This is a genomic window from Nocardioides jejuensis, assembly GCF_004337475.1.
Taxonomy (GTDB): Bacteria; Actinomycetota; Actinomycetes; order Propionibacteriales; family Nocardioidaceae; genus Nocardioides; species Nocardioides jejuensis.
In genome coordinates this window covers 24,027-36,073 of the sequence record NZ_SJZJ01000026.1, presented here as the reverse complement: position 1 = coordinate 36,073, position 12,047 = coordinate 24,027, and the positions used below count along the sequence as shown (strand labels likewise).

Annotated in this window: 13 protein-coding genes; 4 read left to right on the top strand and 9 right to left on the bottom strand. The window is 70.6% G+C overall.

The genetic code is table 11. From position 1 onward, the window contains the following. Positions 1–15 precede the first annotated feature (15 nt). Positions 16–1,626 (bottom strand): DAK2 domain-containing protein, encoded by a 1,611-nt coding sequence (locus tag EPD65_RS13765; protein WP_131585108.1) that lies wholly within the window; start codon positions 1,624–1,626, stop codon positions 16–18. 234 nt (positions 1,627–1,860) lie between these two features. Between EPD65_RS13765 and rpmB the strand changes: the two genes are divergently transcribed. After that, on the top strand, positions 1,861–2,046 hold the full coding sequence (rpmB, locus tag EPD65_RS13760; RefSeq protein ID WP_107700189.1) for a 50S ribosomal protein L28: 186 nt from the start codon (positions 1,861–1,863) through the stop codon (positions 2,044–2,046). A gap of 192 nt (positions 2,047–2,238) precedes the next feature. On the opposite strand, the gene EPD65_RS13755 is transcribed toward rpmB, so the two are convergent. Further along, complete coding sequence (locus tag EPD65_RS13755) at positions 2,239–3,222, bottom strand: thiamine-phosphate kinase (RefSeq protein WP_131585106.1); 984 nt, start codon at positions 3,220–3,222, stop codon at positions 2,239–2,241. Positions 3,223–3,334: 112 nt separating this feature from the next. Between EPD65_RS13755 and EPD65_RS13750 the strand changes: the two genes are divergently transcribed. Both EPD65_RS13750 and EPD65_RS13745 read left to right on the top strand, forming a co-directional pair. Further along, positions 3,335–3,571, top strand: coding sequence for an Lrp/AsnC ligand binding domain-containing protein (locus EPD65_RS13750; protein ID WP_131585104.1), 237 nt, complete (start codon positions 3,335–3,337; stop codon positions 3,569–3,571). 27 nt (positions 3,572–3,598) lie between these two features. Beyond that, the gene (locus tag EPD65_RS13745) at positions 3,599–4,081 is read left to right on the top strand and encodes a DUF3515 domain-containing protein (RefSeq protein ID WP_165873013.1); all 483 of its coding nucleotides are present in this window, start codon (positions 3,599–3,601) and stop codon (positions 4,079–4,081) included. 4 nt (positions 4,082–4,085) lie between these two features. Here the strand turns inward: EPD65_RS13745 and EPD65_RS13740 are convergent, their stop codons facing one another. Together EPD65_RS13740 and pyrE are read right to left on the bottom strand one after the other, a co-directional pair. Then, complete coding sequence (locus EPD65_RS13740; RefSeq protein WP_131585100.1) at positions 4,086–5,207, bottom strand: D-alanine--D-alanine ligase family protein; 1,122 nt, start codon at positions 5,205–5,207, stop codon at positions 4,086–4,088. After that, complete coding sequence (gene pyrE, locus EPD65_RS13735; protein ID WP_131585098.1) at positions 5,204–5,746, bottom strand: orotate phosphoribosyltransferase; 543 nt, start codon at positions 5,744–5,746, stop codon at positions 5,204–5,206. The genes EPD65_RS13740 and pyrE overlap by 4 nt, the downstream gene beginning before the upstream one ends. A 29-nt stretch (positions 5,747–5,775) precedes the next feature. On the opposite strand from pyrE, the gene EPD65_RS13730 reads away from it, so the two are divergent. Beyond that, on the top strand, positions 5,776–6,891 hold the full coding sequence (locus EPD65_RS13730) for a trans-sulfuration enzyme family protein (protein ID WP_131585096.1): 1,116 nt from the start codon (positions 5,776–5,778) through the stop codon (positions 6,889–6,891). A gap of 188 nt (positions 6,892–7,079) precedes the next feature. Here the strand turns inward: EPD65_RS13730 and EPD65_RS13725 are convergent, their stop codons facing one another. From EPD65_RS13725 to leuC, 5 genes are all read right to left on the bottom strand, one after another. Further along, positions 7,080–8,081, bottom strand: coding sequence for an NAD(P)H-dependent glycerol-3-phosphate dehydrogenase (locus EPD65_RS13725; RefSeq protein WP_131585095.1), 1,002 nt, complete (start codon positions 8,079–8,081; stop codon positions 7,080–7,082). Further along, positions 8,078–8,848, bottom strand: coding sequence for a lysophospholipid acyltransferase family protein (locus EPD65_RS13720; protein WP_243640602.1), 771 nt, complete (start codon positions 8,846–8,848; stop codon positions 8,078–8,080). Before EPD65_RS13720 ends, EPD65_RS13725 begins: the two co-directional genes overlap by 4 nt. A gap of 148 nt (positions 8,849–8,996) precedes the next feature. After that, the gene (locus EPD65_RS13715) at positions 8,997–9,794 is read right to left on the bottom strand and encodes an HU family DNA-binding protein (protein ID WP_131585093.1); all 798 of its coding nucleotides are present in this window, start codon (positions 9,792–9,794) and stop codon (positions 8,997–8,999) included. 216 nt (positions 9,795–10,010) lie between these two features. Further along, positions 10,011–10,598: a 3-isopropylmalate dehydratase small subunit gene (gene leuD, locus EPD65_RS13710; RefSeq protein WP_131585091.1), complete on the bottom strand. Its 588-nt coding sequence runs from the start codon at positions 10,596–10,598 to the stop codon at positions 10,011–10,013. Positions 10,599–10,618: 20 nt separating this feature from the next. Then, the gene (leuC, locus tag EPD65_RS13705) at positions 10,619–12,019 is read right to left on the bottom strand and encodes a 3-isopropylmalate dehydratase large subunit (protein WP_131585089.1); all 1,401 of its coding nucleotides are present in this window, start codon (positions 12,017–12,019) and stop codon (positions 10,619–10,621) included. Between the last annotated feature and the right edge of the window lie 28 nt (positions 12,020–12,047).

Sequence of the window (12,047 nt, the reverse complement as noted above, 5' to 3'; positions counted from 1 at the left end):
TTGCGGCCCTGCTCGTCACTCCACTGCGACCAGCAGCGGGTAGCGGCTCTGGCCGCCGTCGTAGACGACGACCTCGAGGACCGGGTGCCGTCGGGCCACCATCTTCTCGAGGCGCTCGGCAAGATCGCCTGCACCCTCGCCCGCCACCAGGGTCACGAGCTCGGCGCCACCACCGCCGATGAGGCGACCGAGCACGCCGTAGGCGACGTCGAAGAGATCGTCACCGACCACCACGAAGTCGCCGTCGATCGCGCCCAGCACGTCGCCGGGGCTGCAGGCGCCGGCGGTGGTGATCGCCTTGCGGGCAGCGATCGTGACCGCCCCGTGGCGCGCGTGGCGAGCTGCCGCTGTCATGGCGACCACGTCCTGGTCGAAGGGCCGACCCGGCTCGTGCACCGCGACCGCGGCCAGGCCCTGGACCTGCGCCTGGCTGGGGATGACGGCGACCTTGACCTTGCCGGACTCCTCGGCGCCGCGCGCCGCGATCTCGGCGACCTGCAGCGAGTCGGGGTCGTTGGGGAGCACGACGACCTCGGCCGCGCCGCTGGCGTCGATGGCGTGCAGGATCTCGCCGGCACTGGGACGCCTGCCCGGCTCCGTCGCGACCGTGATCGCGCCCGCCTCGGCGAAGAGCTCCTGGAGGCCGGGACCGGCCGTGACGGCGACGATCTTGCGTCCGAGGCGGCTCGGGCGACGCGCCTTCGCCGCAGCGATCTGCTCGGCGAAGTGGGTCACCTGGACCCGGTGCGGACGGCCGACGTGGATGCCGGCCTCGATCGCGGCACCGACGTCGTCGGTGTGGATGTGGACGTTCCACAGGCCGTCGCCGCCCACGACGACGAGCGAGTCACCGAGCCCGGCGAGCTCCGCGCGCAGGTCGCCGACGACGTCGTCCTCGGCGTCGAGGAGATACATCACCTCGTACGCCGGACCGTCCTCGGTCAGGTCATCGGTCGGAAGCAGGACGGGGACGCTGCGCGCGCCACGCGCCTTCGTCGGCTCGACGCGGCGGCGGCCGGTCAGAGCCGTCTCCGCCGCCTCGAACACGACGACCAGACCACGGCCGCCCGCGTCGACGACGCCCGAGTCGGCGAGCAGCTTCAGCTGCTGCGGCGTGCGCTCCAGGGCGACCCGCGCCGCCTCGGCCGCAGCGGCGATCGTCGGGGCAGAGCTGTCGTTGGGAGCAACCTCCATGGCGGCGTCGGCTGCGGCCTTCATGACGCTGAGGATCGTGCCCTCGACGGGCGTGCCCACGGCGGCGTACGACGCGATGCAGCCGTCACGGAAGGCCTCGGCGAGGACGACGGACTTGCGCTCGTCCGGACCGGCCTTGCGCATGCGGGCGACGAGGGCGCCGAGCAACTGGCTCAGGATCACGCCCGAATTGCCGCGCGCGCCCATCAGGGAGCCGCGGGCGAGCGCCTTGAGCGCGGTGTCGGTGTCGTCGCCGCGGGCGACGGAGTCGAGCAGCGCGTCGCGACCGGCCTGCACGGTCAGGAACATGTTGGTGCCCGTGTCGCCGTCCGGAACGGGGTAGACGTTGAGGGCGTCGATCTCCTCGCGGGCCTCCGCGAGAGCGTCGGTCGCGAGCTCGACGAAGCGGACCACCGTCGTCACGTCGAACATCTCCACCGCCTCTCGCGCTCGTGACCTGCACCACGCCTACCGGTCGGCGTACGGTTGCAGCGCACAGGCTAGTGGCTGCCACCCACACACGGGAGCAGCGGCCGATTCGCGTGCGCGGCGCGCTTTCGCTTACCCTTGTGCGGTTGTCCCGTGCCGACGCCCCTGACTGTGTGGTCGTGTGGCTGTCCGTGGGACTCGAAGACCTCGTTCCAATTCGATCCTCAGGAGTTACCCGTGGCTGCCGTCTGCGACATCTGCGCCAAGAAGCCCGGCTTCGGCAACAACCGTCCGTGGTCGCGCAAGATCACGAAGCGTCGCTTCAACCCGAACATCCAGCGCGTTCGCGCCACCGTCAACGGTGCCCCGAAGCGCCTCAACGTGTGCACCGGCTGCCTGAAGGCTGGCAAGGTCACTCGCTGATCAAATGACGAAGGCCCCGCTGAGCGCACCGCGCTCGGCGGGGCCTTCGTCATTTGATCGCCGGTGGTCAGGACACGTCAGCGCCTGAGCCGAGACGGGGCTTGTGCGGAGGAGCGAAGCGGAGGAGCACAAGCCCCGTCTCGGCGTCGCACAAGCCTCGTCTCGGCGCGGCACAAGCCTCGTCTCGGCGAGCTAGAAGTGCGTCCAGCCCGCCGGACCGGCGTACGGCGCCCCGTCGACCAGCACACGCGCTCCGTCGTCGTCGGCCGCACGCACCGAGCCGATGACGGTCCAGCCCTTCGGCACGTCGGCAGCTGAGCCGAAGGACGCCAGGAGCGGGTGGTCGTCTCCCCCGCCCAGGATGAACTGCATCGGGTCGGCGCCGAGCGCCGACCCGATCGCGTGGAGCGGCTCGGGGATCTCGAACGCATCACTGCGGATGTCGATGACGACACCGGATGCGGTGGCGATGTGGCCCGCGTCGGCGACCAGGCCGTCGGAGACGTCGATCATCGCGGTGGCGCCGGCGTCGGCGGCGACCTGCCCGGCGGCGTACGGCGGGTCGGCGCGGCGGTAGGCCTCCACGAGCACGCGGGGCGAGCGGAATCCGCGACCGAGGACGGCGAGGCCACCTGCGGCCCAGCCCTGGCGTCCGCAGAGCGCGACCACGTCGCCCGGCTGCGCACCCGAGCGGAGCACCGGCGAGACCGTGCAACCGCCCATGACCGTGACCGCGAGGACGAGCGTTTCGGAGCGCGTGACGTCACCGCCGACGACGACGGCGCCGACCTTCGCGCACTCGGCGGCGAAACCGCGAGCGAAGTCGAGCACCCACGCCACCGGCAGGTCGGCCGGGGCAGCGATGCCGAGGGTGACCGAGGTGGCGGTGCCGCCCATCGCGTTGATGTCGGAGAGGTTCTGCGCGGCGGCACGGGCACCGACGTCCTCGGCCGGGACCCAGTCACGGCGGAAGTGGCGCCCCTCGACCATCAGGTCGGTCGAGACCACGAGGTGGCCGTTGCGGATCCGCAGGACGGCGGCGTCGTCGCCGGGCCCGACGAGCACGTGCTCCGCGGTGTCGAAGAGCGCGGTCAGCGCATCGATCAGCGGGAACTCGCCGATGTCGGCGAGCGTGGCGCTCGGGGGGAAGGGTGCTCCGGGAGGTACGGCGGCCATGGCCCCATCCCATCAGTCACCCGGTGACCGCGAGGGGGTCGACACGCGCCGCGATCGGAGTACGTTGAGTAGTCCACCGCAACGCTTGCGGTCCGCGACACGGGAGGCCGAGATGACCGTCCACGCCTACATCCTGATCCAGACCGACGTTGGTCACGCCGCGGAGGTGACGCACGCGCTGACGGCCGTTCCGGGGGTGGTCTCGGCCGACGACGTCAACGGTCCGTACGACGTGATCGTCCGCGCCGAGGCCCGCAGCGTCGACGCCCTGGGCACCGACGTCGTGGCGAAGATCCAGGCGCTCGACGGCATCACGCGGACGCTCGCCTGCCCCGTCGTACGTCTCTGACCGGGGGGCGGTGGGAGGATGCGGGCCATGTCCCCGCGCCTCCTCGTGCTGCCCGTCGTCGCCGTCCTGCTGACCGGCTGCGGCGCCGCCAGCATCGAGATCGCCACCCCGAAGGTCGACGCCACGGAGCGCAGCACCTGCCAGCGACTCGTGCGCGAGCTGCCGGCCACCCTCGAGAGCCTGGTCACGCGCGCCGTCGTGCCGCGTACTGCGCTCGGCCATGCCTGGGGCGATCCGGCCGTCGTGCTGACCTGCGGAGTCGCCATGCCCGCCGACTTCCAGCCGGGCGCCCCGTGCGAGGAGGTCAACGGTGTCGGGTGGTACGTCCCGACCGACCAGTTCGGCGACCTCTCGGAGGACCTGACGATCTACACGATCGGGCGCGACCCGGTCGTCGAGGTGGACATCCCCGCGGAGCACCGCCGCGACGCGGCGTTCGCCGGTGACGCGCTGTCGACCATCGCCGGACTCGTGAAGAAGGCGATCCCGCAGGCCGAACGCTGCGTCTGACGCCTCAGCGCAGGTCGGTGCCGCGGCTGAGCGCCTGCTGGATCAGCAGGTCGACCAGCTCGGTGTAGTCGATGCCGGACGCACCCCACATCTGCGGGTACATCGAGCTCGGCGTGAACCCGGGCATCGTGTTCAGCTCGTTGACGACGAGCGAGCCGTCCGGGAACGCGAAGAAGTCCACGCGCGCGAGCCCCTCGCAGGCGACGGCGTCGAAGGTGACCGCCGCGAGCTCCTGCATCCGGGCGAGGAGGTCGTCGTCGACCTTCGCCGGGCAGTCGATCTCGGTGTGCTCGCCGGGCAGGTACTTCGCCTCGAAGTCGTAGAACTCGTGGTCGCCGCCGATGCGGATCTCGGCCGGCAGCGACGTGCGCAGCTCGCCGTCGGGCAGCTGGAGGACGCCGCACTCGATCTCGCGAACGCCGGCAGCGAAGCCCTCGACCAGCACGCGCGGGTCGTGCTCCATCGCGGTCGCGATCGCAGCGTCGAGCTCCGAAGCGTCGTGCACCTTGGAGATGCCGATGCTGGACCCACCGCGGGCCGGCTTCACGAAGAGCGGGTAGCCGAGCTCCTCGGAGCGCGCGCGGCACTCCGCCGCGTCGCGCGCCCACTCGCGGGCGGTGACGACGATGGACGGCATGACCGGAACGCCGGCAGCAGCCAGCGCCACCTTCATGAAGCCCTTGTCCATGCTCACCGCGGACGCCAGGACGCCGGCGCCGACGTAGCGGACGCCGGCCATCTCGAGCTGGCCCTGGAGCGTGCCGTCCTCGCCCCACGGACCGTGCAGCAGCGGGAAGACCGCGTCGACGTGCCCGAGGCTTCGCGGGCCGGTGGCCTCGTGGACCACGAGCTCGGAGCCGTCCTCGACCTGGGTCAGGGTCACGGGCGGACGGGAGCCGTCGACGGTCGGGGTCTGGCGGTCCTTGATCTTCAGCCGGTCGAGGTCGCCGGACTCCAGCACCCACTGGCCGTCCTGCGTGATGCCGACGGGGACGACGTCGTACTTCGTGGTGTCGACGGCGGCGAGGACGCTGCCGCCGGTGACGCACGAGATGCCGTGCTCGGTGGAACGACCGCCGAAGAGGACGACGATGCGGGGCTTGCCCGACTGGTCGCCGGCGTTCATCCTCGGGCCCCCGCGGCAGCGTCGAGGTCGGCGCGGGTCAGCACCGGACGGATCTCGAGAGCGACGTCGTCGAGAGGGTTGCCCTCGGGGCTGCGGTCGATCGCGCAGACGACCGTGTCGATGATCGCACCGGCGGGACGAAGCACGTTGACGGCGTCGCGCACGGCGCCGCCGGAGGTGATGACGTCCTCGATCAGCGTGACGCGCTTGCCGTCGAAGGCCGGGCCCTCGGCGAGCTTGGCGGTGCCGTACTCCTTGGCCTTCTTGCGGATGAAGATCACCGGGATGCCCGTCTTCGCGCTCACCATCGTCGCGATCGGGATGCCGCCCATCTCGAGGCCGCCGAGCAGCTCGGTGCCCTCCGGGAGCAGGTCGACCATCTGCTGCGCAACACGCTCGAGCAGCGCCGGCTGCGCCTCGAAGAGGTACTTGTCGAAGTATGTGTCGGAGACCTGCCCGGAGCGCAGGACGAACTCGCCGCGCAGGCGGCAGGTGGCGTCGATGTCGGCGGCAAGCTGGGTGAGAGTCTCGTCATTCACGCGCCCGAGTATTCCCTAGGCTGGTCCCCATGACTGACCAGTCCCCCGTCGTGTCCGGTTCCTCCACCTCGCCTGACGGTCAGCCCGTACGCCGTCCGGCGACCGTCGCGGTCCACGCCGGGCGCCCCGAGCGGACGCCCGATGCACCGTTCAACACGCCGGTCACGCTGGCCTCTGTCTACGTCGCGGGCGGCGACACCGAGTACGGCCGGTACGGCAACCCCACGTGGACGGCGTTCGAGGAGGCACTGGGGGCCCTCGAGGGCGGTCGGTGCCTGTCGTTCGCGAGCGGACTGGCCGCGGTCGCCTGCGTGCTCGACCTGGTCGGCCAGGGCGCGAAGGTCGTCATGCCCCGCCACTCGTACCAGGGCAGCATCATGCAGCTCGCCGACCTCGAGGCCCGTGGCCGGCTGACCGGGGTGCTCGTCGACATCGAGGACACCGCGGCCGTCATCGCTGCGTGCGAGGACGCCGCCCTGGTCTGGCTCGAGTCGCCGACCAACCCGGCCCTCGAGGTGGCCGACATCCCGGCGATCACCCGCGCCGCGCACGCGGCGGGCGCCTACGTGGTCGTCGACAACACCTTCGCCACTCCCCTGCTCCAGCAGCCTCTCGCTGACGACGTGGATCTCGTTCTCCACTCGGCCACGAAGTACATCTCCGGCCACAGCGACGTGCTGATGGGTGCGCTCATCACCCGCGACGAGCAGCTGTTCGACGTACTCAAGAAGCGACGCGACCTCACGGGCGCCGTACCCGGTCCGATGGAGGCGTGGCTGGCGCTGCGTGGCCTGCGCACCCTGCACCTCCGCGTCGAGCGCGCCCAGGACAACGCCCGCGAGCTCGTACGCCGCCTCGGCGAGCACCCGGCGATCGCGACGGTCCGCTACCCGGGCTTCGGTGCGGTGGTGGGTGTCGAGTTCACCCAGGGGGCACTCGCGGCCGATCTCCTCGTCCACAAGACGAAGATCTGGGTCCACGCGACGTCGCTGGGCGGCGTGGAGTCGACGTTCGAGCGCCGGCGCCGCTGGAAGACCGAGTCGCAGACGATCCCCGAGGACCTCGTGCGGATGAGCGTCGGCGTCGAGCACGTCGACGACCTGTGGGACGACCTGCGGATCGCCCTCGACACGCTCGTCGGCTGAGGTCGGCGCGGCCGAGCGACTGGACAACCAGTTGGTGTCACTCTGCGCACGCAATGACGTGCGCAGAGTGCCGCTACGCCCGTGCCCAGTCGGGCCGGACCGCTCGCTCAGTCGGTCAGCACTCGCTGCGCTCCTGCACCTCCCTCGCTCGGGACACGAGATCGAGCAAGCTCGACTCGCGCCCTCGCTCAGTCGGTCTCAGCCTTGGTGTCGCGGCCGATGAACGACTCCATCATGTCGGTGGCGGTCATCTGGCCCGCGACGACGGCGTTGACGTGCTCCGCGATCGGGGCGTCGACACCGGTGCGCTCGGCGAGCGCGAGCAGCGACGAGCACGACTTCGCGCCCTCGGCGACCTGGCGCGTGGAGGCGTAGATGTCCTCGGTGGTCATGCCCTGACCGAGCTTCTCGCCGAACGTGCGGTTGCGCGACAGCGGCGACGAGCAGGTGGCGACGAGGTCGCCGAGGCCCGCGAGGCCCATCAGCGTCAGCGGGTTCGCCCCGAGCGCCATCGCCAGGCGAGCGGTCTCGGCGAGGCCACGGGTGATCACGGATGCGGTGGTGTTGTCGCCGAAGCCGAGGCCGACCGCCATGCCGACGCTGAGGGCGACGACGTTCTTGTAGGCGCCGCCGAGCTCGCAGCCGAGGACGTCCACCGAGGTGTACGGCCGGAACGACGGCGAGTGGCACTGCGCCTGGAGCATCTTGGCGACCTCTTCGTCGGCACACGCGACGACGGAGGCGGCGGGCTCGCGGCGGGCGATCTCCTTGGCCAGGTTGGGGCCGCTGACGACGGCGATCCGGTCGGGACCGGCGTCGGTGACCTCGGCGATGACCTCGCTCATGCGCTTGAGGGTGCCGAGCTCGACGCCCTTCATCAGCGAGACCATGACGGCCTTGTTCGGGATGTACGGCGCCCACTCGGCGAGGTTCTCGCGGAGCGACTGGCTCGGGGTCGCGAGGACGACGACGTCGGCGCCCGACAGCGCCCGCTCGGCGTCGTGCGTCGCCGAGATGGTCGGCGGCAGCTCGATGCCGGGCAGGTAGTCGGTGTTCTCCCGGCGCTCGTTGATGGTCTGGCAGACCTCCTCGCGGCGGCCCCAGATCGTGACGTCGTTGCCGCCGTCGGCGAGCACCATCGAGAAAGCGGTGCCCCACGAGCCCGCACCGAACACGGCGATCTTGCTCACGCCTGACCCTTCTTCCGCTTCTGCTTCTTGGGGTTGCCGATCTCGGCCACGCCCGCTGCCTTCGGGTCGAACCGCTCGACCGGTGCCGCCTCACCGCGCAGGTCCGCGACAACTGCGGTGAGCGCGGCCATGATCCGGTCGGTCGCCTCGGCGACCTTCTCGGCGGTCACCTCGCCACCCATGAGGTCGGCCAGGTCGACCGGGTCGCCGGCCTTGACGACGATCCGCTTGCGCGGGAAGAGGTGGGGACGCGTGGCGTACGGCGGCAGGATCTCCTGCTCGCCCCAGTGCCCGACGGGTACGACGGGTACGCCGGCGGCCAGCGCCATGCGAGCTGCGCCGGTCTTGCCGCGCATCGGCCAGAGGTCGGGGTCGCGCGTCACGGTGCCCTCGGGGTAGACGACGATGCACTCCCCCGTGCGCAGTGCCTGCTCCGCAGCCTCGAAGGCGTTGTGGGCATCGCCCGACATGCGGGCCACCGGGATCTGTCCCGTGTCACGCATGATCCAGCCGAGGCCGGGGACGTCCCAGATGCCCGCCTTGGCGAGGAACCGCGGCAGCCGGCCGTGGTGGTGCACGAAGTGGGCGATCGTCAGCGGGTCGATCTTGGTGACGTGGTTGGCGACGAGCACGACGCCACCGGTCGCGGGGATCTTGTCGCCGTCGATCCACGTCCGACTGCTCATCGCGGTCAGCGTCGGAAGCAGGATCGCCTCACCGACCCGGAAGCCCGCTCCCGGCTTGCGCGGCCACTTTCGCTGCGTCACGTCACACCTCACCCATCTCGCGGCAGCGACACCGCGTCACGCACAACGGGAGCAGGCTATCGACTCGCCTGCCGTAGCGCCCACGTCCCACGCGGAAACGCCGCTGCGGCGCCGCCCCGCGGAGGGACGGCGCCGCAACTGTGGTCGATCAGGAGGAGGCGGCCTTCTTCGCCGGGGCCTTCTTGGCTGCCGGCGACTTCTTCGCGGGAGCCGCCTTCTTGGCAGCCGTGGTCGCAGCCTTCTTGGCCGGGGCGGCGGCCTTGGTGGCCGCCTTCTTCGCGGGCGCCGCGGCCTTCTTGGCGGGAGCCACGGCCTTGGTCGCCGCCGCCTTGGCAGGCGCAGTGGCCTTCTTCGCGGCCGACGAGGCAGCCTTGGTCGCGGGAGCAGCCTTCTTGGCGGCCGTGGTCGCAGCCTTCTTCGCCGGAGCCGCAGCCTTGGTGGCGGCGGCCTTCGCCGGCGCCGCCTTCTTGGCAGCCGTCGTCGCAGCCTTCTTGGCCGGGGCGACCGCCTTGCGTGTGGCAGCAGAGGTCGCCTTCTTCGCGGGCGCTGCCTTCTTGGCAACGTCAGCGGCGGTCTTCTTGGCCGGCGCGGCGGCCTTGGTCGCAGCACCCTTCGCGGCAGCGGCGGGCTTGCCGCCGAGCTTGGGCAGCTCGAGCTTGGGGAGCTTCTTGGCGCCCGAGATCACGGCCTTCAGGTCCGCGCCCGCGGTGAACTTCGGGATGGCGGTCTTCTTGGCCTTGATCCGCTCGCCAGTGCGCGGGTTGCGGACCATGCGCGCGGGCCTGATCCGCTTCTCGAACGAGCCGAATCCGGTGATCGCGACCTTCTCGCCGCGGGCGACCTCACGCGTGATGGTGTCGAGCACCGCATCGAGCGCAGCGGCCGCGGCCTTGCGATTGCCTTCATAGCGCGCAGCCAGCGCGTCGATCAGCTGAGTCTTGTTCACGGGGTTCCTTCCGGAGCAGCTGGTCGGGCCGACCCCGACGCGTCTTCCTCGCAACGTAGGGACTCACGGCGACCGCCACAACGACTACGCGGGCTTTCGCCTCACGTTTTTCGCGATCACCAGCGGCTCCGGCGTACGACGAAGGGCCCGGACGCTGACGCATCCGGGCCCTTCGTGTTCGCGTTTCTCCTTGCAGGCAAGGGGAAACGCGTCAGATCACTGCGTGACCGGCTTGAACGACGGGCGCGTGGCCTCGTACGCCGCGATGTCGGCCTCGTTGCCGAGGGTGATGCCGATGTCGTCGAGACCGTTGAGCAGGCGGTAGCGCGTGTAGTCGTCGATCTCGAACGGCGCGACCAGGTCACCGGCGGTGACGGTCTTGGCCTCGAGGTCGACCGTGACCTGCGTGGTCGGGTCGGCCTCGATGAGGTCCCAGAGCTGCTCGATGACGTCCTGCTCGACCGGGACGGAGAGCAGGCCGGCCTTGCCGGAGTTGCCCCGGAAGATGTCCGCGAAGCGGCTCGAGAGCACGACCTTGAAGCCGTAGTCCATGAGCGCCCAGACAGCGTGCTCACGCGACGAGCCGGTGCCGAAGTCGGGGCCGGCGACGAGGACGGAGACGCCCTGGTACTCCGGCTTGTTGGCGACGAACTCCGGGTCGTTGCGCCAGGCGGCGAACAGCCCGTCCTCGAAGCCCGAGCGGGTGACGCGCTTGAGGTAGACCGCCGGGATGATCTGGTCGGTGTCGACGTTCGAACGACGCAGCGGGAGCGCCGTACCGGTGTGGGAGGTGAACTTCTCCATGATGTTCAGGTCCTTCCGAATCAGACCAGGTCGGCCGGCGAAGCCAGCGTGCCCTTGACGGCGGTGGCGGCAGCGACGGGGATCGAGACGAGGTGCGTGCGACCGCCCTTGCCCTGACGGCCCTCGAAGTTGCGGTTGGACGTCGAGGCGGAGCGCTCCTGCGGCTTGAGCGTGTCCGGGTTCATGCCCAGGCACATCGAGCAGCCAGCGCCACGCCACTCCGCACCGGCCTCGATGAAGACCTTGTCGAGGCCCTCCTCCATCGCCTGGTTGCGGACGCGGACCGAGCCCGGGACGACGAGCAGGCGGGTGCCCTCGGCGACCTTGTGGCCCTTGATGATGTCGGCGGCGAGGCGCAGGTCCTCGATGCGGCCGTTGGTGCAGGAGCCGACGAAGACCGTGTCGACCTTGACCGAGCGCAGCGGCTGGCCGGCCTCGAGGCCCATGTACTCCAGCGCCTTCTCGGCGGCGATGCGGTCCTGCTCGTCCTCGAAGTCCGAGGGGGTCGGCACGTTGGCACCGAGCGGCGCGCCCTGGCCCGGGTTGGTGCCCCAGGTGACAAACGGCGTGACGTCGGCCGCGTCGATCACGATCTCCTTGTCGAAGGTCGCGTCGGCGTCGGTGACCAGGGTCTTCCAGTGCGCGACGGCGGCGTCCCAGTCAGCACCCTTCGGCGCCTCGGGCTTGCCCTCGATGTAGGCGAACGTGGTCTCGTCGGGAGCGATGAGGCCAGCCTTGGCACCCCACTCGATCGACATGTTGCAGATCGTCATGCGGCTCTCCATGGAGAGCGCCTCGATCGCCTCGCCGCGGTACTCGACGATGTAGCCCTGGCCACCACCGGTGCCGGTCTGCGTGATCAGGTAGAGGATCAGGTCCTTGGCGGTGACGCCCGGCTGCAGCTGCCCGTTGACCGTGACGGCCATCGTCTTCGGCTTGGCCTGCATCAGGGTCTGCGTCGCGAGGACGTGCTCGACCTCGGAGGTGCCGATGCCGAACGCGATCGCGCCGAACGCACCGTGGGTCGAGGTGTGCGAGTCACCGCAGACGATCGTCATGCCGGGCTGGGTCAGACCCAGCTGCGGGCCGACGACGTGGACGATGCCCTGCTCGATGTCGCCGAGCGGGTGCAGGCGAACGCCGAACTCCGCAGCGTTCTTGCGGAGGGTGTCGACCTGGGTCTTGGAGACCGGGTCCGCGATCGGCTTGTCCCAGTCGAGCGTCGGGACGTTGTGGTCCTCGGTCGCGAGGGTCAGGTCGGGGCGGCGGACCTGGCGGCCGGCAATGCGGAGACCGTCGAAGGCCTGCGGCGAGGTGACCTCGTGCAGGAGGTGGAGGTCGATGTAGAGAAGGTCCGGCTCGCCTTCAGCGCTGCGGACGACGTGCTCGTCCCACACCTTCTCCGACAGGGTCTTGCCCATGGAGGTCTCCCTTGACTCAGTGCCATTG